General features: G+C 70.5%; 19 protein-coding genes. 16 read left to right on the top strand and 3 right to left on the bottom strand.

Features of this window, described 5'->3' with window-relative positions:
• Positions 1–2: 2 nt before the first annotated feature.
• The 7 genes from ACZ6ZQ_RS22770 to ACZ6ZQ_RS22740 all read left to right on the top strand — a co-directional run bounded on the left by ACZ6ZQ_RS22770 (position 3) and on the right by ACZ6ZQ_RS22740 (position 9,302).
• Positions 3–1,520 carry a gamma-aminobutyraldehyde dehydrogenase gene (locus ACZ6ZQ_RS22770; RefSeq protein WP_469770340.1) on the top strand — a complete coding sequence of 506 codons (1,518 nt, stop codon included), beginning with the start codon at positions 3–5 and terminating at the stop codon, positions 1,518–1,520.
• 73 nt (positions 1,521–1,593) lie between these two features.
• Positions 1,594–2,841, top strand: coding sequence for an ABC transporter substrate-binding protein (locus ACZ6ZQ_RS22765; RefSeq protein ID WP_469770339.1), 1,248 nt, complete (start codon positions 1,594–1,596; stop codon positions 2,839–2,841).
• 38 nt (positions 2,842–2,879) lie between these two features.
• Complete coding sequence (locus ACZ6ZQ_RS22760) at positions 2,880–4,043, top strand: ABC transporter ATP-binding protein (RefSeq protein WP_469770338.1); 1,164 nt, start codon at positions 2,880–2,882, stop codon at positions 4,041–4,043.
• Positions 4,040–4,966, top strand: coding sequence for an ABC transporter permease (locus ACZ6ZQ_RS22755; RefSeq protein ID WP_469770337.1), 927 nt, complete (start codon positions 4,040–4,042; stop codon positions 4,964–4,966). The genes ACZ6ZQ_RS22760 and ACZ6ZQ_RS22755 overlap by 4 nt, the downstream gene beginning before the upstream one ends.
• Positions 4,966–5,763: an ABC transporter permease gene (locus tag ACZ6ZQ_RS22750; protein WP_469770336.1), complete on the top strand. Its 798-nt coding sequence runs from the start codon at positions 4,966–4,968 to the stop codon at positions 5,761–5,763. The genes ACZ6ZQ_RS22755 and ACZ6ZQ_RS22750 overlap by 1 nt, the downstream gene beginning before the upstream one ends.
• A gap of 36 nt (positions 5,764–5,799) precedes the next feature.
• Positions 5,800–7,215, top strand: a complete 1,416-nt coding sequence (locus tag ACZ6ZQ_RS22745) for an NAD(P)/FAD-dependent oxidoreductase (RefSeq protein WP_469770335.1) — start codon at positions 5,800–5,802, stop codon at positions 7,213–7,215.
• 284 nt (positions 7,216–7,499) lie between these two features.
• Positions 7,500–9,302, top strand: coding sequence for a chitinase (locus ACZ6ZQ_RS22740; protein WP_469770334.1), 1,803 nt, complete (start codon positions 7,500–7,502; stop codon positions 9,300–9,302).
• Here ACZ6ZQ_RS22740 and ACZ6ZQ_RS22735 read toward each other — a convergent pair.
• From ACZ6ZQ_RS22735 to ACZ6ZQ_RS22725, 3 genes are all read right to left on the bottom strand, one after another.
• Entirely contained in the window at positions 9,241–9,819 is a 579-nt protein-coding gene (locus ACZ6ZQ_RS22735; protein ID WP_469770333.1) for a phosphatase PAP2 family protein, read from the bottom strand. The two genes, ACZ6ZQ_RS22740 and ACZ6ZQ_RS22735, sit on opposite strands and share 62 nt — an antisense overlap.
• 360 nt (positions 9,820–10,179) lie before the next feature.
• Positions 10,180–11,514 carry a 4-aminobutyrate--2-oxoglutarate transaminase gene (gene gabT / locus ACZ6ZQ_RS22730; RefSeq protein WP_469770332.1) on the bottom strand — a complete coding sequence of 445 codons (1,335 nt, stop codon included), beginning with the start codon at positions 11,512–11,514 and terminating at the stop codon, positions 10,180–10,182.
• 201 nt (positions 11,515–11,715) lie between these two features.
• Positions 11,716–11,910, bottom strand: coding sequence for a hypothetical protein (locus ACZ6ZQ_RS22725; protein WP_469770331.1), 195 nt, complete (start codon positions 11,908–11,910; stop codon positions 11,716–11,718).
• Here ACZ6ZQ_RS22725 and ACZ6ZQ_RS22720 point away from each other — a divergent pair.
• The 9 genes from ACZ6ZQ_RS22720 (at position 11,909) to ACZ6ZQ_RS22680 (ending at position 25,880) form a co-directional block, all read left to right on the top strand.
• A complete protein-coding gene (locus tag ACZ6ZQ_RS22720; RefSeq protein WP_469770330.1) occupies positions 11,909–14,011 on the top strand; it encodes a type IV secretory system conjugative DNA transfer family protein in 2,103 nt (700 codons plus the stop codon). The genes ACZ6ZQ_RS22725 and ACZ6ZQ_RS22720 overlap by 2 nt on opposite strands.
• Positions 14,012–14,238: 227 nt before the next feature.
• Positions 14,239–15,840 (top strand): PucR family transcriptional regulator, encoded by a 1,602-nt coding sequence (locus ACZ6ZQ_RS22715; RefSeq protein WP_469770329.1) that lies wholly within the window; start codon positions 14,239–14,241, stop codon positions 15,838–15,840.
• A gap of 252 nt (positions 15,841–16,092) precedes the next feature.
• Entirely contained in the window at positions 16,093–17,085 is a 993-nt protein-coding gene (locus tag ACZ6ZQ_RS22710; protein ID WP_469770328.1) for an EamA family transporter, read from the top strand.
• Positions 17,086–17,214: 129 nt separating this feature from the next.
• Positions 17,215–18,660: an aldehyde dehydrogenase family protein gene (locus ACZ6ZQ_RS22705; protein WP_469770327.1), complete on the top strand. Its 1,446-nt coding sequence runs from the start codon at positions 17,215–17,217 to the stop codon at positions 18,658–18,660.
• A 319-nt stretch (positions 18,661–18,979) separates the two neighbouring features.
• On the top strand, positions 18,980–20,980 hold the full coding sequence (locus ACZ6ZQ_RS22700) for an acyl-CoA dehydrogenase family protein (protein WP_469770326.1): 2,001 nt from the start codon (positions 18,980–18,982) through the stop codon (positions 20,978–20,980).
• Positions 20,981–21,200: 220 nt separating this feature from the next.
• Positions 21,201–22,433 carry a 3-phosphoshikimate 1-carboxyvinyltransferase gene (aroA, locus tag ACZ6ZQ_RS22695; protein WP_469770325.1) on the top strand — a complete coding sequence of 411 codons (1,233 nt, stop codon included), beginning with the start codon at positions 21,201–21,203 and terminating at the stop codon, positions 22,431–22,433.
• 84 nt (positions 22,434–22,517) lie between these two features.
• Positions 22,518–23,246 carry a hypothetical protein gene (locus ACZ6ZQ_RS22690; protein WP_469770324.1) on the top strand — a complete coding sequence of 243 codons (729 nt, stop codon included), beginning with the start codon at positions 22,518–22,520 and terminating at the stop codon, positions 23,244–23,246.
• 46 nt (positions 23,247–23,292) lie between these two features.
• The gene (gene dxr / locus ACZ6ZQ_RS22685; RefSeq protein ID WP_469770323.1) at positions 23,293–24,582 is read left to right on the top strand and encodes a 1-deoxy-D-xylulose-5-phosphate reductoisomerase; all 1,290 of its coding nucleotides are present in this window, start codon (positions 23,293–23,295) and stop codon (positions 24,580–24,582) included.
• Positions 24,579–25,880: a M50 family metallopeptidase gene (locus ACZ6ZQ_RS22680; protein ID WP_469770322.1), complete on the top strand. Its 1,302-nt coding sequence runs from the start codon at positions 24,579–24,581 to the stop codon at positions 25,878–25,880. The genes dxr and ACZ6ZQ_RS22680 overlap by 4 nt, the downstream gene beginning before the upstream one ends.
• Positions 25,881–25,972 lie beyond the last annotated feature (92 nt).

The raw sequence follows: 25,972 nt of genomic DNA, 5'->3' as shown, positions 1-25,972 counted from the left end.
CAATGGGCAACCGCTTCCAGGCACTGGACCGTTTCAAGGACGGCGCGCAGTACATCGGCGGGCAGCTGCGGCCCGGTACATCGGGACATAACCACACAGTCGTGGACCCCGCCACCGGAGAGCAGGTCCTCGACTACGAGCTGGCCGGAACCGCCGACGTCGACGCCGCCGTCGCAGCCGCGCGCGAGGCGTTCCCCGGCTGGGCGGGCGCCACCCCCGGGGAGCGCTCCGACGCCCTCCACCGCTTCGCGTCCGTGCTCGCCGAACAGGCCGAGGATTTCGCGCGGGCCGAGTCGCTGCAGTGCGGCAAGCCGATCAAGCTGACCCGCGAGTTCGACGTACCCGGAACCGTCGACAACACCGCGTTCTTCGCCGGTGCCGCACGCCATCTGCAGGGCCAGTCCGCGGGCGAGTACAGCGCCGACCACACCTCGTACGTACGCCGCGAGCCGATCGGTGTCGTCGGCTCCATCGCGCCCTGGAACTATCCGCTCCAGATGGCCGCCTGGAAGGTCCTCCCGGCCATCGCCGCGGGCAACACCATCGTCCTCAAGCCCGCCGAGATCACCCCGCTGACCTCCCTGATGTTCGCGCAGGCAGCGGCCGAGGCCGGGATTCCCGACGGTGTCGTCAACATCGTCACCGGCGCCGGCAAGGGCGCGGGCGAGCACCTGGTCGGGCACCCCGACGTGGCCATGACGTCCTTCACCGGCTCCACCCCGGTCGGCAAGCGCGTCGCCGAGATCGCCACCTCCACCGTCAAGCGCCTCCACCTGGAGCTCGGCGGCAAGGCGCCCTTCGTCGTCTTCGACGACGCCGATCTCGAAGCCGCCGTGCACGGCGCGGTCGCCGGCGCCCTGATCAACAGCGGCCAGGACTGCACCGCCGCCACCCGCGCCTATGTCCAGCGGCCGCTGTACGACGCCTTCGTCGCCGGGGTCGCCGACCTGATGGCGACCGTACGGCTCGGCGACCCCTTCGACCCGTCCACCGACCTCGGCCCGCTCGTCTCGCACGCGCAGCGCGACCGCGTCGCCGGGTTCGTCGACCGGGCCCGTTCGTACGCCACCGTCGTCACCGGCGGCCAGGCCCCCGGCGGGGACCTGGAGAAGGGCGCGTACTACCTGCCGACCCTGATCGCCGGAGCCGCCCAGGACAGCGAGGTCGTCCAGTCCGAGATCTTCGGTCCCGTCCTGGTGGTGCTGCCCTTCGACTCCGACGACGAGGGCATCGCGCTGGCCAACGACACCCCGTACGGTCTCGCCGCCTCCGCCTGGAGCCGTGACGTGTACCGCGCGGGCCGTGCCACCCGCGAGATCAAGGCGGGCTGTGTCTGGGTCAACGACCACATTCCGATCATCAGCGAGATGCCCCACGGCGGCTACAAGGCCAGCGGGTTCGGAAAGGACATGTCGGCCTATTCATTCGAGGAGTACACGCAGGTCAAGCATGTGATGTACGACAACACCGCGGTGGTCAGGAAGGACTGGCACCGCACGATCTTCGGGGACCGACCGTAACCACCAGCGGCCACCGCTGCGTGCCACCGCAGCCGCCCGACCAGCGGCCAGACCACCCGAGAGGGAACAGCGCATGGAGCAGTACCAGTCCGACCGCCTCTCCGCGGCCCAACTGGCCGCCGTGCAGCGCAGCATGACGAACGGCAGGGGTGCCCTCTCCCGCCGCTCGCTGCTGCGTGCGTCAGGCATCGGTGCACTCACCATCGGCGGTGCCGGGATGCTGAGCGCCTGCGGCATCCCGCCCGCCAAGCGAGAGGGCGACGCGGCGGCCTCCGACGACCACTCCGCCAAGGAGAAGCGCATAGCCTTCTCCAACTGGACCGAGTACATGGACATCAGTGAGGACGAGAAGAGCCGTCCCACTCTGGAGGCGTTCACCAAGCGCACCGGGATCACGGTCAAGTACACCGAGGACATCAACGACAACGTCGAGTTCTTCGGCAAGATCAAGCCGCAGCTCGCGGCCGGCCAGGACACCGGCCGTGACCTGATCTGCGTCACCGACTGGCTGGCCGCCCGGATCATCCGGCTCGGCTGGGCGCAAAAGCTCGACCCGTCGAACCTGCCCCACGCGTTCGCCAACCTGTCCTCCCAGTTCCGCACCCCGGACTGGGACCCGGGCCGGGCCTACTCGTACCCCTGGACCGGTATCTCCACGGTCATCGCGTACAACTCCAAGGCGACCGGTGGCCGCAAGGTGGACTCGGTCAGCCAGCTGCTCGACGACCCCAAGCTCAAGGGCCGGGTCGGCTTCCTCACCGAGATGCGCGACTCGGTCGGCATGACCCTGCTCGACATGGGCAAGGACCCGGGCAAGTTCACCGACGCCGACTACGACGCCGCGATCGGCCGGCTCCAGAAGGGCGTCGACAAGAAGCAGATCCGCCGCTTCACCGGCAACGACTACACCTCGGACCTGGACAAGGGCGACCTCGCCGCCTGTCTCGCCTGGGCCGGCGACATCATCCAGCTCCAGGCGGACAACCCGGACATCAAGTTCGCGATCCCGTCCGCCGGTTACATCACCTCCAGCGACAATCTGCTGGTCCCGGCCAACGCCCGGCACAAGACCAACGCCGAGAAGCTCATCGACTACTACTTCGAGCTTCCGGTCGCCGCGCAGCTGGCCGCGTACATCAACTACGTCTGCCCGGTCGACGGGGTGAAGGGCGAGCTCGCGAAGATCGACCCCGCCCTGGCCTCGAACACGCTGATCCTCCCGGACAAGGCCATGGCCGCCAAGTCCCACGCCTTCCGCTCGCTCAGCAGCAAGGAAGAGACGGCGTACGAAGAGAAGTTCGCCAAGCTCATCGGCGCCTGACCTCCCCCTGCCCACCGACACCACTGGGAACGCGACCCATGACTGATTCGAAGACCTCGAAGACCGAGGGCGGCGATGTCCGGCTCTCCGGGATCAGCAAGACCTACGGCTCCTTCACCGCCGTGCACCCGCTCGACCTGACCATCCCCGCCGGCTCGTTCTTCGCCCTGCTCGGCGCCTCCGGCTGCGGGAAGACCACCACGCTGCGGATGATCGCCGGACTGGAGGACCCCAGCACCGGCACCGTCTGCCTCGGTGACAAGGACGTCACCGCCCTGCCGCCGCACAAGCGACCGGTCAACACCGTCTTCCAGAGCTATGCGCTCTTCCCACACCTGAACATCACCGAGAACATCGCCTTCGGACTGCGCCGCCGCGGCATCAAGTCGGTCAAGAAGCAGGTCGACGACATGCTCGACCTGGTCCAGCTCGGGGACTTCGCGCACCGCAAGCCGCACCAGCTCTCCGGTGGCCAGCAGCAGCGCGTCGCCGTCGCCCGCGCGCTCATCAACCACCCCCAGGTGCTCCTTCTCGACGAGCCGCTCGGTGCCCTCGACCTCAAGCTGCGCCGCCAGATGCAGCTGGAGCTCAAGCGCATCCAGACCGAGGTCGGCATCACCTTCGTGCACGTCACCCACGACCAGGAGGAGGCCATGACCATGGCCGACACGGTCGCGGTCATGAACGGCGGCCGGGTCGAGCAACTGGGCGCGCCCGCCGAGCTCTACGAGAACCCGCAGACGACCTTCGTCGCCAACTTCCTCGGCAGCTCCAACCTCATCGAGGCCGAGGTCGCCGAGACCGGCGGCAGCGACATCCTCGTGTCGGCCGCCGACGCCAAGCTGCGGATCCCCGCCCAGCGCTGCGCCACCCAGCCCCGCAGCGGCGGGAAGCTGCTGGTCGGCGTCCGTCCCGAGAAGATATCGCTCGCGCACGCCGACGACGCGGGGGAGATCGCCGAGGGCCGCAACCGGATCACCGGGAAGATCGCCGACTCCAGCTTCATCGGCGTCTCCACGCAGTACGTCATCGACAGCCCGGTCTGCCCCGAGCTGGAGGTGTACGTACAGAACATCGAGCGGGACTCCCGCCTCGTGCCGGGTGCCGAGATCGTGCTGCACTGGAACCCGGAGCACACCTTCGGCCTCGATGCCTCCCAGGACATCGACGCGGGCGTCGAGACGGTCGAGGAGAGCGCATGACCGTCACCGAAGCGCCGCCCCCGGTGGCCGCCGCCGAACCACCCGTCCACAAGCCCTCGGTGCGCCGCAAGCTGGTCCCGTACTGGCTGCTGCTGCCCGGCATCCTGTGGCTGCTGGTCTTCTTCGTGCTGCCGATGGTGTACCAGGCCTCGACCTCGGTGCAGACCGGCTCGCTCGAAAAGGGCTTCGAGGTCACCTGGCACTTCCAGACCTACTGGGAGGCCTTCCAGGAGTACTACCCGCAGTTCCTGCGCTCGCTGCTGTACGCCGGCACCGCCACCGTGCTGTGTCTGCTGCTCGGCTACCCGCTCGCGTACCTCATCGCCTTCAAGGCGGGCCGCTGGCGCAATCTGCTGCTCATCCTGGTCATCGCGCCGTTCTTCACCAGCTTCCTGATCCGCACGCTCGCCTGGAAGACGATCCTCGCGGACGGCGGACCGGTCGTGGAGACGCTGAACGCGCTGCACATCCTGGACGTCACCAGCCTGCTCGGCATGACCGAGGGGGACAGAGTGCTGGCCACCCCGCTCGCGGTCGTCTGCGGTCTGACGTACAACTTCCTGCCGTTCATGATCCTTCCGCTCTACACCTCGCTGGAGCGGATCGACACCCGGCTGCACGAGGCGGCGGGCGACCTCTACGCCACGCCCGCCACGACCTTCCGCAAGGTCACCTTCCCGCTGTCGATGCCCGGCGTCGTCTCCGGGACGCTGCTCACCTTCATCCCGGCGAGCGGTGACTACGTCAATGCCGAGCTGCTGGGCTCCACGGACACCCGCATGATCGGCAATGTCATCCAGTCGCAGTACCTGCGGATCCTGGACTACCCGACAGCTGCCGCGCTGTCCTTCATCCTGATGGCCGTCGTGCTGATCATGGTCACGGTCTACATCCGGCGAGCCGGAACGGAGGATCTGGTCTGATGCAGTGGCTTCGACGCAACCTCGTCGTCATCGCGGGCCTCATGACGCTCGCCTATCTGATCGTGCCGAACGTCGTCGTGACGGTGTTCTCGTTCAACAACCCCAAGGGCCGGTTCAACTACGCCTGGCAGGAGTTCTCCCTGGACGCCTGGAAGGACCCGTGCGGGGTCGCCGACATGTGCGGCTCGCTCTCGCTCTCCCTCCAGATCGCCGCCTGGGCCACCCTCGGCGCGACCGTCCTCGGCACGATGATCGCCTTCGCTCTGGTCCGCTACCGCTTCCGGGCGCGTGGCACGATCAACTCGCTGATCTTCCTGCCGATGGCGATGCCCGAGATCGTGATGGCCGCATCGCTGCTGGCGCTGTTCCTCAACATGGGTATCGAGCTGGGCTTCTGGACGATCCTCATCGCCCATGTCATGTTCTGCCTCAGCTTTGTCGTCGCCGCGGTCAAGGCACGCGTGCTGTCGATGGACCCGCGTCTGGAGGAGGCCGCGCGTGATCTCTACGCCGGTCCCGTGCAGACCTTCCTCCGGGTCACGCTGCCGATCGCGGCCCCCGGTATCGCGGCGGGCGCGCTGCTGTCCTTCGCGCTCTCGTTCGACGACTTCATCATCACCAACTTCAACTCGGGCAACACCGTCACCTTCCCCATGTTCGTCTGGGGCTCGGCCCAGCGCGGTACGCCCGTCCAGATCAACGTCATCGGTACGGCCATGTTTGCCATCGCCGTCATCGTCGTCCTCGCCGGCCAGACGATCAGCAACCGGCGGAAGAAATCCGCAGTAGCCCAGTAGGCCAGTAGCTCAACAGGCCCCGAAGGAGTGGAAACCATGGCCCCAGCTGCCATGACCTTTGCCTCATCACTCTCCGACGCCCAGCCCGTCCCCTTCTGGCTGGAAGACCCCGGCAAGCCCGACGCCCTGCCCGCCCTCACCGGCGACGAGAAGACCGACCTCCTCGTGGTCGGCGGCGGCTACAGCGGACTGTGGACCGCGCTCCTCGCCAAGGAGCGCGACCCCGAGCGGGATGTCGTACTGATCGAGGGCCGCGAGGTGGGCTGGGCCGCCTCGGGCCGCAATGGCGGCTTCTGCGCCGCATCGCTCACCCATGGCCTCGGCAACGGGCTCGCCCGCTGGCCGGACGACATGGCGAAGCTGGAGGAGCTCGGCGCGCGGAACCTCGACGCCATCGAGGCCGCCGTCGCCGGCTACGGCATCGACTGCGACTTCGAGCGCTCCGGCGAGATCGACGTCGCCACCGAACCGCATCAGCTCGAAGAGTTGCATGAGATGTACCAGGAGGCCGAGCGGCTCGGCTTCACCGACGGACTGGAGCTGCTCGACCGGGACGCGGTGCGCGCCGAGGTCGACTCACCGACCTTCCTCGGCGGGCTGTGGAACCGCAACGGCGTCGCCATGCTGCACCCCGCGAAGCTCGCCTGGGGGCTCAAGCAGGCGTGCCTCGACCTCGGCGTGCGGATCTACGAGAACACCCGGGCCGTCGGACTGTCGGCGTCCGGCGCCGGGATGGCCGTGCGCACCTCGTACGGCCGGGTCTTCGCCCGGCGCGTCGCGCTCGGGACGAACGTCTTCCCGTCGCTGGTGAGGCGGGTCCGCTCGTACACCGTCCCGGTGTACGACTACGCGCTGATGACGGAGCCGCTGTCCTCGGACCAGCTGGCCTCGATCGGCTGGCGGAAGCGGCAGGGGCTCGGCGACAGCGCCAACCAGTTCCACTACTTCCGGATCACCGCCGACAACCGCATCCTGTGGGGCGGCTACGACGCGATCTATCCGTACGGCGGGAAGGTCACCGCCGAGATGGACCACCGGCCGGAGACGTACCTCAAGCTGGCGGGCCAGTTCTTCGAGTGCTTCCCGCAGCTGGAGGGGCTGCGCTTCAGCCACGCCTGGGGCGGCGCGATCGACACCTGTTCGCGTTTCTCCGCCTTCTTCGGCACGGCGCACGGCGGGAAGGTCGCGTACGCCGCCGGGTACACCGGTCTCGGCGTCGGTGCGACACGCTTCGGTGCCGATGTGATGCTCGATCTGCTCGCGGGTGAGCACACCGAGCGCACGGAGCTGGAGATGGTGCGGACGAAGCCGCTGCCGTTCCCGCCGGAGCCGGTGGCCTGGGCGGGCATCGGCATCACCAAGTGGTCGCTGGCCCGCGCGGACGCCAACGGAGGCCGGCGGAACCTGTGGCTGAAGTTGATGGACCGCCTCGGCCTGGGCTTCGACAGCTGAGCCGATGTCCTGATGAGACCGCTGTCCTGGTGAGACGGCTGTGCTTGTGAGATCGCTGTCCTTGTGAGATCGCCGGTTGTACTCCTTCCTACGCCCCCGGGGCGTGGGGACCCTCAGGGAGTACAACCGGCGATCTTGTTGTGCCCCACTTCACCGGCAACGCGATCGCCGGGGAGGGCGGGGGTGAGCGCCGCAGTGCGGTGCCACAGGTCTTGACAACCTGATTGGTCTGGACCATCTTGTGCCGGGCTCCACCTTGAATCCCCCCACCCCCGGAGGCATTTGTGGACCGCACCAGACCTCTCGCCGTCGCCGTGGCGGCCCTGCTCGCGGCGAGCGGGCTCGTCGCCTCCGCCCGGAGCGCCCAGGCCGCCGACGCCGACCTGGCGCGCAACGGCGGCTTCGAGTCCGGCCTGGACGGCTGGAGTTGTACGGCGGGCAGCGGCGCCGTCGTCTCCTCACCCGTGCGCAGCGGCACCAAGGCACTGCAGGCGACCCCGGCCGGCAGCGACAACGCCAAGTGCTCCCAGACGGTCACCGTGCAGCCCAACTCCTCCTACACGCTGAGCGGTTGGGTGCGCGGCAGCTATGTCTACCTCGGTGCGTCGGGTACCGGTACCGGCGACGTCTCGACCTGGACCCAGTCGGCCCCCGACTGGCAGAAGCTGACGACGACGTTCAGTACGGGGGCCGGTACGACCTCCGTGACGATCCACACGCACGGCTGGTACGGCACCGGCGCCTACCAGGCCGACGACCTGTCGCTCATCGGCCCCGGCGGCGCGCCGGTCGGGATCCCGGCAGCGCCCGGGGGGCTCACCGCCGGCACCCCCACGTCCTCCACCGTGCCGCTGTCCTGGTCACCCGCGTCCGGCGCGACCGGCTACAACGTCTACCGGAACGGCAGCAAGGTCCTCTCGGTGACCGGGACTTCGGCCACCGTGACGGGACTGGCCGCGACCACCTCGTACACCTTCCAGGTCACCGCCACCAACAGCGCGGGTGAGTCGCCGAAGTCCACGGCCGTCACCGCGACGACGACGGCGGGCGGCGGTCCCGGCCCGGGCCTTCCCGCCCACGCCCTCGTCGGCTATCTCCACGCGAGCTTCGCCAACGGTTCCGGCTACACGCGCATGGCCGACGTGCCCGACTCCTGGGACATCATCAACCTCGCCTTCGGTGAACCCACGTCGGTGACCTCCGGCGACATCCGCTTCAGCCTCTGCCCGGCGACCGAGTGCCCGAACGTCGAGTCCGCCGCCGACTTCAAGGCGGCCATCAAGGCCAAGCAGGCCGCGGGCAAGAAGGTCCTGATCTCCATCGGCGGCCAGAACGGCCAGGTCCAGCTCTCCACCACGGCCGCCCGCGACACCTTCGTCTCCTCCGTGTCGAAGATCATCGACGAGTACGGCCTCGACGGCCTCGACATCGACTTCGAGGGCCACTCCCTGTCCCTGAACGCGGGCGACACCGACTTCCGCAATCCCACGACCCCGGTGGTCGTCAATCTGATCTCGGCACTCAAGACCCTCAAGGCCAAGTACGGCGACGACTTCGTACTGACCATGGCTCCGGAGACGTTCTTCGTGCAGCTCGGATACCAGTACTACGGCTCCGGGCCGTTCGGCGGCCAGGACCCGCGCTGCGGGGCGTACCTGCCGGTCATCCACGCCCTGCGCGACGACCTCACGCTGCTCCATGTCCAGCACTACAACTCGGGCCCGATCATGGGGCTCGACAACCAGTACCACACCATGGGGAACGCCGACTTCCATGTCTCCATGACCGACATGCTGCTCACCGGCTTCCCGGTCGCCGGCAACTCCGAAAGGTTCTTCCCGGCGCTGCGCCCCGAGCAGGTCGCCATCGGCCTGCCGGCCACGACGAACGCGGGCAACGGCCACACACCGCCCGCCGAGGTCAACAAGGCGCTGGACTGCCTGACGAAGAAGGCGGGTACGACCTGTGGCTCGTACCGGACCCACGGCACCTGGCCCGCGCTGCGCGGGCTGATGACGTGGTCGATCAACTGGGACCGGTTCGGCGGCGGGGAGTTCTCCAGGAACTTCGACGCGTACCCCTGGTGATCAGCAGCAGGCCGGCGCACAGGCACCAACTGCCCAGCACGTCAAGGGGCCAGTGGTAGCCGCGCAGCACAAGGCCGATGCCCGTCGCCACCGTCAGCAGCACGGCGACGGGCATCGGCCATGGTGTCCGTACGTGCGGAGCCAGCAGCAGCGCCGCGCCGACGTACGCCACCATCGCCGTCGCCGCATGACCCGACGGGTAGTACCCGGTCTCCGCCGTCAGCGGACCCGGACGGTCCGTCAGTTCCTTGAGCGGCGCGACCAGTGCCGGGACGAGGGCCATGGCGAGCACGGCGGCCAGGACGTCGGCGCGTCGGCGCCGGTACAGGGCGTACGCGACACAGACGGCGAGGACCGGCAGGGCGACCTGCACATTGCCGAGGTCGGCGAGGAATTCGGATAGTCCGGCCGGGCCGTGGCCGACGACGGCGCGGTCAAGACGCTCGTCCAGTGTGCGCAGCGGACCGTCGGCGGTGATCTGCCAGGTGATCAGCGCGAAGAGAAGGGTGCCCAGCACCAGGGAAATGAGGGAAGGAGTCGGCCGCCCCGGAACAGGGGGGGTGGTTCCGGAGCGGCCGTAAGGACCGGTTTGCCGCGCGCCCCGGGGGGTTTGGGGCGGGCGGCCATCCGATCGGTGAGGAGTTCCGGCGCCAGAGGCTCCGGTGGTGTGCGCGAAGGCACGGCCAAAGCGGGGCTGGGGAGGCTCCGCCATGGAGTCGCCCGCAGTCCCCTGCGAGCGGGGTGTTTCTCTCATCTGCAGAAACCGTACGGCAGCAGGAGGGGGACCAACAGCCGGAATTCCATCCCGCCATTGGCCCCCCACATGTTCTTCACAGAGAGCGCGCGATTACTGGGGGTCACACCCCGGAACCGGGGCTCAGACGGCGGCGAGCGCCGCCTCGATGACGTCCAGGCCCTCGCTCAGCAGGTCCTCGCCGATGACCAGCGGGGGCAGGAAGCGGAGCACGTTACCGTACGTACCGCAGGTGAGGACGAGCACGCCCTCGGCGTGGCAGGCCTTGGCGAGCGCGCCGGCGGCCTCCGGGTTGGGCTCCTTGGTGGCGCGGTCCTTGACCAGCTCGATGGCGATCATGGCGCCGCGGCCGCGGATGTCACCGATGATGTCGTACTTCTCCGCCATCGCGGCCAGGCGGCCCTTCATGACCTCCTCGATGCGCTTGGCCTTGCCGTTGAGGTCCTGCTCGCGCATGGTCTCGATGGCGCCGAGCGCACCGGCGCAGGCCACCGGGTTGCCGCCGTAGGTGCCGCCCAGGCCGCCCGCGTGAGCGGCGTCCATGATCTCGGCGCGGCCGGTGACGGCGGCGAGCGGCAGGCCGCCCGCGATGCCCTTGGCGGTGGTGATCAGGTCCGGGACGATGCCCTCGTCCTCGCAGGCGAACCACTGGCCGGTGCGGCAGAAGCCGGACTGGATCTCGTCCGCGACGAAGACGATGCCGTTGTCGTCGGCGAACTTCGCGATCGCCGGGAGGAAGCCCTTGGCCGGCTCGATGAAGCCGCCCTCGCCCAGCACCGGCTCGATGATGATCGCGGCGACGTTGTCCGGGCCGACCTGCTTGGTGATCTGGTCGATGGCCTGGGCGGCGGCCTCGGGGCCGCAGTTCTCCGGACCGGTCGGCCAGCGGTAGCCGTAGGCCACCGGGACGCGGTAGACCTCGGGGGCGAACGGGCCGAAGCCGTGCTTGTACGGCATGTTCTTGGCGGTCAGCGCCATCGTCAGGTTCGTACGGCCGTGGTAGCCGTGGTCGAAGACGACGACGGCCTGGCGCTTGGTGTATGCGCGGGCGATCTTGACGGCGTTCTCGACGGCCTCGGCGCCGGAGTTGAACAGCGCGGACTTCTTGGCGTGGTCACCCGGGGTCAGCTCGGCGAGCTGCTCACAGACCTCGACGTAGCCCTCGTACGGCGTGACCATGAAACAGGTGTGGGTGAAGTCCTGCAGCTGCGCGGAGGCGCGGCGTACGACGGCCTCGGCGGAGGCGCCCACGGAGGTCACGGCGATACCGGAGCCGAAGTCGATGAGGCGGTTGCCGTCGACGTCCTCGATGATTCCGCCGCCGGCGCGGGTGGTGAACACCGGCAGCACGGAGCCCACGCCGCCCGCGACCGCGGAGAGACGGCGGGCCTGAAGCTCCTGCGACTTCGGGCCGGGAATGGCGGTGACGACGCGGCGCTCCTGCGGAATTGCGGTCATGAGGGCTCCTGGGGTGTCTTTTCGGACGCACTTCTTCTTTCTTCGCAGGCTAGGTCCGCGTCAGGGGGTCCGGCATGCTCCGTTCGGTAGTGGTGGGCGCGTGTCGTTTGTCCGTCACGGACATAGAGCAGCCGAGCTGTGCCGGTCCGGGGGACGAGCCCCGGACCCCGGCCGGGGCGTGGTCGGGCGGGCCCGGGGCACTCAGGGGCACTCCGGGGCTCTCCAGAGCACCCGGGCCGGTGAGCCGGGCGAGGACGTTGCCGCCGAGCCCCGGAACTGATCACCGTCGTGCCGCAGCGGCTCGCGCACGGCGTACTCGCTGAACTCCCCGCCGATGGGCACTAGATTGACGGTGGCACAGACGCGGTCCTGGCTGGTCAGGGGGCAGGGATTCATGGACACCGAAGGCACGTACGACGCACGCGGCACGCGGGAGGGCAGCGCCGGGAGCGCCCACCCCGTTCCGCGCCCCGCCGGACCCCCGCCGGTGCCTCCCGCCGTCCCCCCGGCTCCCTCGCACGCGCCCGCCCCCTCCACCGGGGCGTCCGTCGCGGCCTGGCTGCGTACACCCAGGCCCCAGGCCGACCCCGGTATCTGGCGGCTGGGGCACCGGCCGCGGCCGGAGCAGGAGCCGGAGGTGATTCCGGCCCGGCGGCTCTTCGCCGGCGCGCTGATCGCCCTGCTCACCGGCTGGCTGCTCTGGTCCCTGCTGTGGAACGGCTACCTCGGCCGCTACTGGCTCTGGCCGTTGCTCGTCCTCACCCCGGAGTCCTGGCGCGCCGACCCACCCCTGTGGGCCACGGCCAGCTACGTCTACTACGCGCTCGTCGGCGGTGGCCTGCTCGTCTTCTTCGCCCGCATCGGTCACGTGCCGGACATCTGGCGCCGGTACGCACGCAGGCAGCAGGCCCCCGCCCCGCCGCGCCCGCCCAAGGAGGACCCCGCCGACTGGCCCGAACTGCGTGCCGCCGGGCTCGACGAGGTGGCGCACACCCTCGCCGAGGCGACGAAGCGAGGCACGCTCGGCGATGTCGACTACGCCCGGATCCGCCGTGCCTGGCAGGGCGTACGCACCCGGCCCGAGCGGCTGCCCGCCTTCACCGACACCGTCCGTGCGGACGGCGCCGCCGCCTGCGCCCACCCCTCAGGCGCACGGGACCTGCCCGTCCGCACCGCCGCCCACGACCTCGCCACCGGACAGGTGAAGATCGGCACCGCCGCCGACCACCCCCGCAACCCCTACGCACGCCGCACCACCGGCGTCGCCCTCGAGCCCGCCCTCCTCGGCACCTCGCTGCTCGCCGTCGGGCCCTCCGGGTCCGGGAAGACCGTGCGGCTCGTGCGGCCCGTCGTGGAGGCGATGTGCCTGCAGGCGCTCGCCAACCGGGCCGCCGTCGTCGCCGTCACCGCGCACGGCACCGCGCCGGCCCCCGACGACGCGTTCGACCTCGTCATCGCCCTCGGCCGGCCCGAGTCCACGCACGACCTCGATCTGTACGGCGGTACCGACGACCCCGACGAGGCCGCCCGGATCCTCGCCGAGGCGCTGGTCGGGGACCTGACGGTCGACAGCCGCCGGGCCGCCACCGCGCTCGCCCAGCTCATCGGGCCGTACCGGAGCGTCCACGGCCACTTCCCGGCCGTGCCGGAGCTGCGTGAGCTCGTCGGTGGCGCGCCCGGTGCGCTGGACGAGCTGCGCACCGCCCTGGAGGAGCACGGGGAGGCGTCCCAGCTCCGTGAACTCGACGCGCGCGCACGCCAGTCGGGGCGCACGGACGACGTCGGCGTGCTGCTCGCCGAGCGGATCGCGTTCCTCGACCGGCCCGCGTTCGCGCAGTTCTTCCGTACGAAGGAGCCCGGCCGGCAGTTCTCGCTGCGGGCCATCGAGCACCCCCTCCGGGTACGCGTCGACCTTCCCGAACGCGGCCACGCCGAAGCCTCCCGGATCATCGCCCGGCTCGTACTCGCCCAGTTCACCGAGGCCGCACTCGCACGTTCCGACCGCTCGCTCTTCGCCTGCCTGGTCCTCGACGACGCGACGTACACCGTCACCGCCGACTCGGTGAGAGCCGTGCAGAGGCTGCGCTCCGCACACGCGGGGGTGGTGCTGGCGCTGCGCACCCTGGAGGACGTGCCCGAGACGCTGCGCGGGCCGCTGCTGGGAGCGGTCGGGTGCCGGATGGCGTTCGCGGGGCTCGCGCCCTGGGACGGCGGGCGGTTCGCCGAGACCTGGGGCACCGAATGGGTGCAGACCAGGGACGTCACCAACCGGCAGATCATCTCCGACGAGCCGCTGACCAAGGCGCTGCACTTCATGCGCCGTCTGGTCACCGGCAAGGCGGCCACCGCCGAGGCCGTGACGGTCCGTGAGGTCGAGCGGGAGCGCTGGTCGGCCTCCGAGCTGGCGCACTCCGTGCCCGCCGGGCACGCCGTGCTCTCGCTCACCTCGGTGCGCGGCGAGCACGCGCCGCCGCTGCTGGTGGACCTGCGCACCTGATTCCCGCACCCGGCTCGCGCGCACCGGACTCGCACTCCCGACCGGCGGACCCGACCCGCGCACCCGTACGACCTGGCAGAATCGAGGTATGCCGTTCGTACGGGACGGCAAAAAGCTCAGAAGCCCCGCTCAGCAGCCCCGACGCTCAGAAGTCCACGGCCCCGAGGCCCGACGCTCAGCAGCCCCAGGCCCGGAGCTCTCATCCTCTGCCGAAAGTCCGCGGTCCCATGCCGGTCACCCTTGCCTCGCTCGTCCAGCACTCCGCGCTCAAGCTGACCGTGCGCGCCGGGGAGGACCGGCTCGGGACCCGTGTGCGCTGGGCGCACGTCAGCGAGCTGGCCGATCCCGTGCCGTACATGGAGGGGGGCGAACTGCTTCTCGTCACCGCGATGACGCTGGACGCCGCGGACCACGACGCGATGCGACGGTACGTACGGAGGCTGGTCGGCGCGGGGGTCGTCGGGCTCGGCTTCGCCGTCGGCGTCAACTACGACGACATCCCCGCCGCACTGCTGGAAGCCGCCGAGGAGGAGGACTTCCCGCTCCTCGAAGTGCCGCGCCGCACCCCGTTCCTCGCCATCAGCAAGGCGGTGTCGGCCGCCATCGCCGCCGACCAGTACCGGGCCGTGACCGCAGGCTTCGAGGCCCAGCGGGAACTGACCCGCGCCGCGCTCGCCGAGGGCCCGGCGGCCCTGCTCGCCAGGCTCGCCGCGCACGTCGACGGCTGGGCCGCGCTCTACGACGCGTCCGGAGCCGTCGTCGCGGCCGCACCCGACTGGGCCACCCGCCGGGCCGCCCGGCTCACCGCCGACGTGGAGCGGCTGCGTGAGCGGCCCGCACCCGCCAGCGCGGTCGTCGGCGGCACCGACGACCGGGTCGAGCTGCAGTCGCTGGGCACCGGGCGGCGGGTGCGGGGAGCGCTCGCCGTCGGTACGGGCGCGCCGCTCGGGACGGCGGAGCGATACGCCGTGCACTCCGCCATCGCCCTGCTGACGCTCACGACGGAACGTTCCCGCTCGCTGCAGGCCGCCGAGCAGCGGCTGGGCGCGGCGGTGCTGCGGATGATGCTGTCCGGGCAGCCGGACCACGCCAGGGCGGTCGCCGGAGATCTGTACGGAGAGTTGCTGGACGCGCCGTTCCGGCTGCTCATCGCCGAACCGGCCGGCGAGCCCGACCCGGCCGCCGAGCACCCCGTGCACGCGCTCGCCGAGTCCCTGGAGTCCGCCGCATCCCGGTCGGGCGAGGCGGTGCTGACCGCGCCCGAGGGCGACGACCGGCTCGTCGTCCTCGCCGCCGACGGGGGAGCGGTCGTCCTGGAATGCGAGTCGTACGCGGAACGCGAGGCCGAGGAGGCGGGCGTCGTCGTCGGCATGTCCGCGCCGACCGGCCCGACCGCCGCCGCCGCGGCCTACAAGCAGGCCGAACAGGCCCTGTCCGTCGCCCGCCGGCGTGGCCGGGCCCTCGTCGAGCACGAGGAACTCGCGGCGGGGTCGGTGCTGCCGCTCCTCGCCGACGACGCCGTACGCGCCTTCGCCGACGGCATGCTGCGTGCCCTGTACGAACACGACGCGACAGGTCGCGGCGACCTCGTGGCCTCCCTGCGCGCCTGGCTCTCCCGCCACGGCCAGTGGGACGCGGCAGCCGCCGACCTCGGCGTCCACCGCCACACCCTGCGCTACCGCATGCGACGCGTCGAGGAAATCCTCGGCCGCTCTCTGGACGACCCGGACGTCCGCATGGAGCTCTGGCTCGCCCTCAAGGCGACGGAAGGGACGACGGCGGGGCCGGGCCCTGGCGCCGGCCCCGGCCCGTCGCCGGTCCCGGAGTAGGCGCCCGCTCGCCCGTCCGGTCCGGCCGCGGAATGCGAGATGCGGGATGCGAGACGCGGGCGGGATGCGGGATGAGGAAGAATTTTCCGGTTCGCTGCCCGAAGTCGGGCAGAAAACATGGCAATTGACTGCTGAACTGCTTAGGGTCCTGCCTCGTGATCAGGACGGCGGGTAGGCACCCGCCCCTGCCCACGAAGACGCCGCCCGTGCACCATGACGCTGCGTCCACACGGACGAGGACGAGAAGGACCGATGACGCAACCCGATGCCCGCACCGGCGCCACCGCGGCTGCCCATGCCGAAACCACCGCCGACACCACCACCGCCGACGCCACCGCCGCAGGCACCGCGCCTGGCCGCCGGATATCCGGAGCCGTATGGGCCGCGCTAGCCATCGTCTACGTCGTCTGGGGGTCGACGTATCTCGGGATCCGCGTCGTCGTCGAGACGATGCCGCCGTTCCTCTCCGCAGGCGCCCGCTTCATCACCGCCGGACTGCTCCTCGCCGCGATCATCGCCTGGCGTCAGGGGCCGTCGGCGCTCAGGGCCACCCGCGCCCAGCTCGCCTCCGCAGCCGTCGTCGGTCTGCTGCTCCTCCTCGGCGGCAACGGGCTCGTCGTCCTCGCCGAGACCGCCGTGCCCTCCGGACTCACCGCGCTGCTGATCGCCGTCGTCCCGGCCTGGGTCGTCGTGCTGCGCACGGCCTTCGGCGAACGGCCGGGTGCCGGCGCGTACAGCGGCGTCCTGCTCGGTCTCGCCGGGCTCGCCGTGCTGACCCTTCCCGGCCTGAGCGGCGCCGTACAGCTGTGGGGCGTCCTCACCGTGATCGCCGCGACCCTCATGTGGTCGGTGGGCTCCTTCTCGTCCTCGCGCATCCCCATGCCGGCCAACCCGTTCGCAGCGAGCGCGTACGAAATGGTCGCCGGCGGCTTCGGCTGTCTGCTCGTCGGCCTCGGCCGGGGCGAGCAGCACGGCTTCGCGCTCGCCGATGTGTCCGCCCGGTCCTGGACCGCCCTCGCCTATCTCGTCGTCTTCGGCTCGCTCATCGCGTTCACGGCGTATGCCTGGCTGCTGCAGTCCGCGCCACTCTCGCTCGTCGCCACGTACGCCTACGTCAACCCGGTCGTCGCCGTACTCCTCGGCGCGCTGGTCCTGAACGAGCGGCTGACCTGGCCGATCGCCCTCGGCGGCGCCGTCGTGGTGGCGGGCGTGTGCCTCATCGTCAGCACGGAACGCCGCCGCTGACCTGCGCACTCGCCAAAGCGGCAAGACCGCCCCGCCAACCACTCCAGCGCGGACAAATCACGATTCCGGTCCGCCGCCCTACCGTGTGAAGAGAGGAAACCCACTACTTCGGAAGGGCCGGACCCGCACATGACTTCCAGCCACGCCTTCTGGCTCGCCGGCCGCCAGGCCGCCGGTGAGACGACCTTCGACGTGACCTCCCCCTGGGACGGCCGTCTCGTCGGCACGGTCGCCGTCCCGACCGACGCTCAGGTCGAGGAGGCCGTGGCCGCCGCGCACGCCGTCGTGGACGAGTTCGCGGCGACCCCGGCCCACGTACGCGCCGCGGCCCTCGACCACGTCTCCAGGCGTCTCGTCGAGCGCACCGAGGAGATCGCCCAGCTGATCTCCGCCGAGAACGGCAAGCCCATCAAGTGGGCCCGCGGCGAGGTCGGCCGTGCCGTCTCCGTGTTCCGCTTCGCGGCCGAGGAGGCCCGTCGCTTCAACGGCGGTGAGGCCCAGCGCCTCGACACCGACGCCGGCGGCCAGGGCCGTCTCGCCCTCACCCGCCGCTTCCCGAAGGGCGTCGTCCTCGGTATCGCGCCGTTCAACTTCCCGCTGAACCTGTGCGCCCACAAGATCGCCCCGGCCATCGCCGTCGGCGCGCCGATCATCCTCAAGCCGGCGCCCGCCACCCCGCTGTCCGGCCTGATCATCGGTGAGCTGCTCGCCGAGACCGAGCTGCCCGCCGGCTCCTGGTCCGTGCTGCCGGTGCCGAACGACAAGATGCCCGCCCTCGTCCAGGACGAGCGCCTCCCGGTCATCTCGTTCACCGGCTCCGACAAGGTCGGCTACGCGATCATGGACTCGGTGCCGCGCAAGCACTGCACCCTGGAGCTCGGTGGCAACGGCGCGGCCGTCGTCCTCGCCGACTTCGCCTCCGAGGAGGACCTGGACTGGGCGGCGACCCGTATCGCCACCTTCTCCAACTACCAGGGCGGCCAGTCCTGCATCTCCGTGCAGCGCGTGATCGCCGACGCCGCCGTGTACGACCGGCTGCTGCCGAAGATCGTCGCGGCCGTCGAGGCCCAGGTCACCGGCGACCCGTCCGACTCCGCCACCGACGTCGGCCCGCTGGTCAACGAGGACGCCGCCAAGCGTGTCGAGTCCTGGGTCGACGAGGCCGTCGGGGCCGGCGCCCAGCTGCTCACCGGCGGCAAGCGCGACGGCGCCTCCTACGCGCCGACCGTCCTCACCGGCGTGCCCGCGAACACCACCCTCGCCTGCGAGGAGGTCTTCGGACCGGTCCTCACCGTGCAGAGCGTCCACGGCGAGGCCGAGGCCTTCGCCGCGGTCAACTCGTCCAAGTACGGCCTCCAGGCGGGTGTGTTCACCCGCGACCTGCAGACCGCCTTCCGCGCCCACCGCGCACTCGAGGTCGGCGGCGTGGTCGTCGGCGACGTCCCGTCCTACCGCGCCGACCAGATGCCGTACGGCGGCGCCAAGCAGTCCGGTGTGGGCCGTGAGGGCGTGAAGTACGCGATGGACGACTACACGTACGAGCGGGTGCTGGTCCTCACCGGCCTGGCCCTCTAGTACGCCACCGACCGACGGCCGGAGCCCACTGTGCGGGGGCTCCGGCCGTCCTTTTGCGGCAGGGGGTGTCCGGCCGATCTGGCTGGGCTCGCGTGCCCTGGCACGCACTCCCCCGTAGCCCTTCGGGCACGGGAGGTGCCCCCAGCACCAGACCCCGCTCGCTGATCCGGCCGGATCGGCCGGACACCCCCTCGCGCCCATACACCCGGCTGCCCCGCAGGACTGGTGAGGTGGTCGAGAATCGGGTAGATACGGACGAGTAGCACCGTGCGGTAATTCCGCCCGGCCGCCCTCGATTCAGCGGTGAGGTGAGTCCCTCATGTCCGCCCCATCCACTCCGCAGGACGCCCCAAAGGTCACCGTGACCCCTGAGGTCACCGGGGCACCAAAGGTCACCGAGCGTGAGGCACGCCGTGTCGCCGAGGCTGCGCGCGAGCAGAGCTGGCGCAAGCCCAGTTTCGCCAAGGAGCTGTTCCTCGGCCGCTTCCGGCTCGACCTGATCCACCCACATCCGCTGCCGTCCGAGGACGACGTGCAGCGTGGCGAGGAGTTCCTCGCCAAACTGCGCGACTTCTGCGAGACAGAGATCGACGGCGCGCTGATCGAGCGCGAGGCCCGTATCCCCGACGCCGTGATCGACGGGCTCAAGGAGCTCGGCGCCCTCGGCATGAAGATCGACACGAAGTACGGCGGGCTCGGCCTCACCCAGGTGTACTACAACAAGGCCCTGGCCCTGGTCGGTACCGTGAGCCCGGCGATCGGCGCGCTGCTGTCCGCGCATCAGTCGATCGGCGTACCGCAGCCGCTGAAGATCTTCGGCACCCAGGAGCAGAAGGACGCGTTCCTGCCGCGCCTGGCCCGCACCGACATCTCGGCGTTCCTGCTCACCGAGCCGGACGTCGGATCCGACCCGGCGCGGCTGGCCACCACCGCCGTCCCGGACGGCGACGACTACGTCCTCGACGGCGTGAAGCTCTGGACGACGAACGGTGTCGTCGCCGACCTCCTCGTCGTCATGGCCAGGGTCCCGCGGCGTTCGACTGGAGAAGGGGCGGAGGGCCACAAGGGCGGCATCACCGCCTTCGTCGTCGAGGCGGCGTCCGACGGCATCACGGTCGAGAACCGCAACGCCTTCATGGGCCTGCGCGGCATCGAGAACGGCGTCACCCGCTTCCACCAGGTCCGGGTTCCCGCCGCGAACCGTATCGGCCCCGAGGGTGCCGGCCTCAAGATCGCCCTGACCACGCTCAACACCGGCCGGCTGTCCCTGCCCGCGATGTGCGTGGGCGCCGGCAAGTGGTGCCTGAAGATCGCCCGCGAATGGTCCGCCGTGCGCGAGCAGTGGGGCAGGCCCGTCGCCAAGCACGAGGCCGTCGGCGCGAAGATCTCCTTCATCGCCGCCACCACCTTCGCCCTGGAGGCCGTTGTCGACCTGTCGTCCCAGATGGCCGACGAGGACCGCAACGACATCCGCATCGAGGCGGCCCTCGCCAAGCTGTACGGGTCCGAGATGGCCTGGCTGATGGCCGACGAACTGGTCCAGATCCGCGGCGGCCGCGGATTCGAGACCGCGGACTCGCTCGCCGCCCGCGGCGAACGTGCCGTCCCCGCCGAGCAGATGCTGCGCGACCTGCGCATCAACCGCATCTTCGAGGGCTCGACCGAGATCATGCATCTGCTGATCGCCCGCGAGGCCGTCGACGCCCATCTCGCCGTCGCCGGCGACATCATCGACCCGGACAAGTCCTTCGGCGACAAGGCGAAGGCAGGTGCCCAGGCCACGGCCTTCTACGCCCGCTGGCTGCCGAAGCTCGTCGCCGGGCCCGGCCAACTCCCGCGCTCGTTCGCCGAGTTCCACCCGCGCGGCCATGTGGACCTCTCCACCCATCTGCGCTACGTGGAACGCTCGGCGCGCAAGCTGGCTCGCTCCACCTTCTACGCCATGTCCCGGTGGCAGGGCCGGATGGAGACCAAACAGGGCTTCCTCGGCCGGATCGTCGACATCGGCGCGGAACTGTTCGCGATGAGCGCCACCTGCGTACGGGCGGAGCTCCTCCGCAAGCAGGGCGACCACGGCCGCGAGGCGTACCAGCTGGCCGACGCCTTCTGCCGGCAGTCCCGTATCCGGGTCGAGGAGCTCTTCGGCCGGCTCTGGACCAACACCGACGATCTCGACCGCAAGGTGGTGAACGACATCCTGGCCGGCGCCCACACGTGGCTGGAGGAAGGCGTCATCGATCCCAGTGGCGACGGTCCCTGGATCGCGGACGCGACGCCGGGCCCGGCGACTCGGGAGAACGTCCACCGTCCCATCCGCTGACAACCCCGTTGTGGGGCATTCGTTCATGGAGGTCCCCCAGGACGAAGCCCTGGGGAGGAACGGGTGGCACCGCCCCCGGGGCGGGCGTCGTTTCGTGCGGCACCCCGCCCCGGGCCGGGGTGCCCCCGGGAAGGCCGTCGTCCACGGTGTGGACACCCGTCCGTCGTCCACGGTGTGGACACCCCGGTCCGGCGGCACCGGCCGGCGGCAGGATGGCGCCGTGACCGTCATCGACATCCCCGGCTCCAAGTCCGTCACCGCGCGCGCCCTCTTCCTCGCCGCCGCAGCCGACGGGACGACCACCCTCGTACGCCCCCTCGTGTCCGACGACACCGAGGGTTTCGCCGAGGGCCTGACCCGCCTCGGCTACCGCGTGGCGCGGGAACCGGGTGCCTGGCGGATCGACGGCAGGCCGCACGGCCCCGCGGCCACCGAGGCCGATGTGTACTGCCGGGACGGCGCCACCACCGCCCGCTTCCTGCCCACGCTCGCCGCCGCGGGACACGGCAGCTACCGCTTCGACGCCTCCCCGCAGATGCGCCGCCGCCCGCTCGGCCCGCTCACCGAGGCCCTGCGCACCCTCGGTGCGGACCTCAGCCACGAAGAGGCCGAAGGCCACCACCCCCTGCGCATCGCCGCCCACGGCATCAAGGGCGGCGAACTCACCCTCGACGCGGGCCAGTCCTCCCAGTACCTGACCGCACTGCTGATGCTCGGGCCGCTCACCGCCGAGGGCCTGCGGATCACCGTCACGGACCTCGTCTCCGCCCCGTACGTCGAGATCACGATCGCGATGATGCGGGCCTTCGGCGTCGCAGTGACCCGGCGCGGCGACACTTTCACCATCCCGCCCGGCGGCTACCGGGCCACGACGTACGCCGTCGAACCGGACGCCTCCACCGCGAGCTACTTCTTCGCGGCCGCGGCCGTCACTCCCGGCCGCGAGATCACCGTCCCCGGCCTCGGCACCGGCGCACTCCAGGGCGATCTGCGCTTCACCGAGGTACTGGCACGGATGGGCGCCGATGTCCGGGTCACCGAGGCCGGCACCACCGTCCGCGGCACCGGCCGGCTGCGCGGACTCACCGTCAACATGCGCGACATCTCCGACACGATGCCCACCCTCGCCGCGGTGGCGCCCTTCGCCGACGGACCGGTCCGCATCGAGGACGTCGGCAACACGCGTGTGAAGGAGTGCGACCGCCTGGAGGCCTGCGCGGAGAACCTGCGCCGTCTCGGCATCACCGCCACCACCGGCCCCGACTGGATCGAGATCCGGCCCGGGACCCCCCGCGCCGCCGAGATCACGACCCACGGGGACCACCGCATCGTGATGTCGTTCGCCGTCACCGGACTGTGGGCGCCCGGCATGACGTACGACGACCCCGGCTGCGTACGCAAGACGTTCCCCGGGTTCCATGAGGTCTTCGCCACGCTTCTCGACAGCAACTGACCCGCGGCCCCACAATCGAGCGTCGATCACGGTCAACACGGAGAAGGGGCAGGGATGTTCGGGGCGGGGAACCAGAGGAACCGGATGATGCGGAGCGCGGCCGCCGTCGCACTCGCCGGTGCCGTACTGGCGGGCACGGCTGCCTGCAGCGGCGACGCGAAGCAGGACGACAAGCCCAGGGACGGCGCCAAGCCCACTGCGGCCCCCGCCGCCGGCGCGCTGACCGAGAAGCAGCTGACCGCCCTCGCCTTCACCGACGGAGAGAAGGTCGGCAAGTACACCGCCTCCGAGTTCACCCTCGGCACACCGCTGGGCGAGGACTACACGGCCGACCCCGTCCTCTGCCAGCCCCTGGTCAGCCTCGCCTCCGCCGCCACGTCCTTCCACCCCGCCGCCGAGGTGCACCGCAAGGTCGACGTCCCCGACGAGATGACCGGCACCACCGTCACCGTTCAGCTGCGCTCGTACGGGGGCGACGGCGCGGCCGGCGTCATGAAGGCCCTCGACACCGCAGGCAAGAAGTGCGCCACGGGATTCACCGAGGTGCGCGCCATCGCGAACGCGAAGTATCTGAAGGTCGAGCCGGCCAAGGCGCCCGCCGTCGGCGACGAGGCGAAGGCGTACCGCTTCACCATCCTCGACGTGAAGGGAAAGCTGAAGCTGTACGAGTACCTCACGATCGTCCGGTCCGGCTCCACCACGCTGTCCTTCCGCGGTGAGATCACCGATACGAAGGACATCGGTGGAGTCCCGGAGGAAGTGATCACGGCGCAGTGGGAGAAGTTCTCCGCAGGGGGCGGCAAGGGCGCGTAGAGACGCCCTGTCCGGGCGCACAGCGGATGCGGCCACAATGGGGGGCATGAGCGACAGCCCATCCCCCCTCGCCGACCCGCACATCGCCTTCGATCCGTCCGAAGGCCGCCGGGACATCGTCGTCCTCGGCTCCACCGGGTCCATCGGCACACAGGCCATCGACCTGGTGCTGCGCAACCCCGACCGCTTCCGTGTCACCGGCCTCTCCGCGGCCGGCGGCCGGGTCGGTCTGCTCGCCGAGCAGGCGCACCGACTGCGGGTGCGTACGGTCGCCGTCGCGCGCGAGGAGGTCGTGCCCGCGCTCAAGGAGGCTCTCCAGGCGCAGTACGGGCCGGGCGAGCCGCTCCCCGAGATCCTCGCGGGTCCCGACGCGGCGACCGAGCTCGCCGCCTCGGACTGCCACACCGTGCTCAACGGCATCACCGGCTCCATCGGCCTCGCCCCCACCCTCGCCGCCCTGGAAGCGGGGCGTACGCTCGCCCTCGCCAACAAGGAGTCGCTGATCGTCGGCGGCCCGCTGGTCAAGGCGCTGGCGAAGCCCGGCCAGATCATCCCCGTCGACTCCGAGCACGCCGCGCTCTTCCAGGCCCTGGCCGCAGGCACCCGCGCCGATGTCCGCAAACTCGTCGTCACCGCCTCCGGCGGGCCCTTCCGCGGCCGCACCAAGGCCGAACTGGCGGATGTCACGCCCGAGGACGCCCTCGCGCACCCCACCTGGGCGATGGGCCCGGTGATCACGGTCAACAGCGCGACCCTGGTCAACAAGGGCCTGGAAGTCATCGAGGCGCATCTCCTCTACGACATTCCGTTCGACCGCATCGAGGTCGTCGTCCACCCTCAGTCCTACGTCCACTCGATGGTGGAGTTCACGGACGGCTCGACCCTCGCCCAGGCCACCCCGCCCGATATGCGGGGACCGATCGCGATCGGCCTCGGCTGGCCGCAGCGGGTGCCCGACGCCGCGCCCGCCTTCGACTGGTCGAAGGCCTCCACCTGGGAGTTCTTCCCGCTCGACACCGAGGCCTTCCCGTCCGTGGGACTCGCCCGGCACGTGGGGGAGCTGGGCGGTACGGCGCCTGCGGTGTTCAATGCCGCGAACGAGGAATGCGTCGACGCGTTTCTCGCGGGGCGGCTGCCGTTCAACGGAATCATGGATACGGTCACGGCAGTCGTCGGCGAGCACGGAACCCCCGGCCGGGGAACCTCGCTGACGGTGTCGGACGTCCTGGAAGCGGAGACCTGGGCGCGCGCCCGCGCACGGGAACTGGCCGGACAGGCTGAAAAGACAGCACAGACGGAAAAGACAACGAAGGCGACAGCGGAGGCTCGCGCATGACGATTCTGTTGACGGTCCTCGGCATAGCGCTCTTCGCCGTCGGACTGCTCGTCTCCATCGCCTGGCACGAGCTCGGCCATCTCTCCACGGCCAAGCTGTTCGGTATCCGCGTGCCCCAGTACATGGTCGGCTTCGGCCCCACCATCTGGTCGCGGCACAAAGGCGAGACGGAGTACGGAATCAAGGCCATCCCGGCCGGCGGCTACATCCGCATGATCGGGATGTTCCCGCCGGGACCGGACGGCCGTATCGAGGCCCGTTCCACCTCGCCCTGGCGCGGAATGATCGAGGACGCCCGTTCCGCGGCCTTCGAAGAGCTGCAGCCCGGCGACGAGACCCGGCTCTTCTACACGCGCAAGCCCTGGAAGCGCGTCATCGTGATGTTCGCGGGCCCGTTCATGAACCTGGTGCTCGCCGTCGCGATCTTCCTCGGCATCTCGATGACCTTCGGCTTCGCGACCCAGACGACCGAGGTCGCGGGCGTCCAGAAGTGTGTGATCGAGCAGAGCGAGAAGCGCGACACGTGCGCGAAGGGCGACCCGGTCTCGCCGGCCCACGCCGCAGGCCTGCGGCCGGGCGACAAGATCGTCGCCTTCAACGGTGAGCGGGTCGACGACTGGGGCACGCTGTCCGAGCGCATCCGGGCCACCATCGGCCCGGCGACCCTGACCGTCGTACGCGACGGCCAGGAGCAGGTCCTGCACCCCACCCTGCAGAAGAACATGGTGGCCGCCAAGGACTCGGACGGAGAGGTCATCGCCGGCAAGTTCGTCCCCGCCGGTTATCTGGGCTTCGCCGCCAGGACCGAGATCGTGCCGCAGACCTTCGGCCAGTCCCTGGACCGCATGGGCGACATGTTCGAGAACGGCGTCGAGTCGATCATCAGCCTCCCCGGCAAGGTCCCCGACCTCTGGGCCGCGGCCTTCGGCGACGGCGAACGCAAGGACGACTCCCCGGTCGGTGTGGTCGGCGCCGCGCGCATCAGCGGTGAGGTGCTCAACCTCGACGCACCCACGCAGAACATCGTTGCGACGTTCCTGATGCTGCTCGCGGGCTTCAACCTCTCCCTGTTCCTGTTCAACATGCTGCCGCTGCTGCCGCTCGACGGCGGGCACATCGCGGGGGCCCTGTGGGAGTCCGTGCGACGCCATGTCGCCAGGGTGTTCCGGCGGCCCGACCCCGGACCGTTCGACGTCGCGAAGCTGATGCCGGTCGCGTACGTGGTTGCGGGGATCTTCATCTGCTTCACGCTGCTCGTGCTGGTCGCGGACATCGTCAATCCGGTGAAGATCTCGTAGCGCCGTGCTTCCTGGGGGACGACCCCCGGACCCCTGGTCGCTGTGTTCACCCGGGGGACGACCCCCGGACCCCCAGTCGAAATGACGCGGCC

It is taken from the genome of Streptomyces sp. NPDC053673 (genome assembly GCF_055585225.1).
Note: the sequence above shows the minus strand (reverse complement) of the source record. Positions and strands in the feature narration are given on the sequence as shown.

Excerpts from the sequence above, each read along its gene's own strand:
- ACZ6ZQ_RS22770 (WP_469770340.1), top strand. The coding sequence starts at position 3 with ATGGGCAACCGCTTCCAGGCACTGGACCGTTTCAAGGACGGCGCGCAG.
- ACZ6ZQ_RS22765 (WP_469770339.1), top strand. The coding sequence starts at position 1,594 with ATGGAGCAGTACCAGTCCGACCGCCTCTCCGCGGCCCAACTGGCCGCC.
- ACZ6ZQ_RS22760 (WP_469770338.1), top strand. The coding sequence starts at position 2,880 with ATGACTGATTCGAAGACCTCGAAGACCGAGGGCGGCGATGTCCGGCTC.
- ACZ6ZQ_RS22755 (WP_469770337.1), top strand. The coding sequence starts at position 4,040 with ATGACCGTCACCGAAGCGCCGCCCCCGGTGGCCGCCGCCGAACCACCC.
- ACZ6ZQ_RS22750 (WP_469770336.1), top strand. The coding sequence starts at position 4,966 with ATGCAGTGGCTTCGACGCAACCTCGTCGTCATCGCGGGCCTCATGACG.
- ACZ6ZQ_RS22745 (WP_469770335.1), top strand. The coding sequence starts at position 5,800 with ATGGCCCCAGCTGCCATGACCTTTGCCTCATCACTCTCCGACGCCCAG.
- gabT (WP_469770332.1), bottom strand. The coding sequence starts at position 11,514 with ATGACCGCAATTCCGCAGGAGCGCCGCGTCGTCACCGCCATTCCCGGC.
- ACZ6ZQ_RS22720 (WP_469770330.1), top strand. The coding sequence starts at position 11,909 with ATGGACACCGAAGGCACGTACGACGCACGCGGCACGCGGGAGGGCAGC.
- ACZ6ZQ_RS22725 (WP_469770331.1), bottom strand. The coding sequence starts at position 11,910 with ATGAATCCCTGCCCCCTGACCAGCCAGGACCGCGTCTGTGCCACCGTC.
- ACZ6ZQ_RS22715 (WP_469770329.1), top strand. The coding sequence starts at position 14,239 with ATGCCGGTCACCCTTGCCTCGCTCGTCCAGCACTCCGCGCTCAAGCTG.
- ACZ6ZQ_RS22710 (WP_469770328.1), top strand. The coding sequence starts at position 16,093 with ATGACGCAACCCGATGCCCGCACCGGCGCCACCGCGGCTGCCCATGCC.
- ACZ6ZQ_RS22705 (WP_469770327.1), top strand. The coding sequence starts at position 17,215 with ATGACTTCCAGCCACGCCTTCTGGCTCGCCGGCCGCCAGGCCGCCGGT.
- ACZ6ZQ_RS22700 (WP_469770326.1), top strand. The coding sequence starts at position 18,980 with ATGTCCGCCCCATCCACTCCGCAGGACGCCCCAAAGGTCACCGTGACC.
- ACZ6ZQ_RS22690 (WP_469770324.1), top strand. The coding sequence starts at position 22,518 with ATGATGCGGAGCGCGGCCGCCGTCGCACTCGCCGGTGCCGTACTGGCG.
- dxr (WP_469770323.1), top strand. The coding sequence starts at position 23,293 with ATGAGCGACAGCCCATCCCCCCTCGCCGACCCGCACATCGCCTTCGAT.
- ACZ6ZQ_RS22680 (WP_469770322.1), top strand. The coding sequence starts at position 24,579 with ATGACGATTCTGTTGACGGTCCTCGGCATAGCGCTCTTCGCCGTCGGA.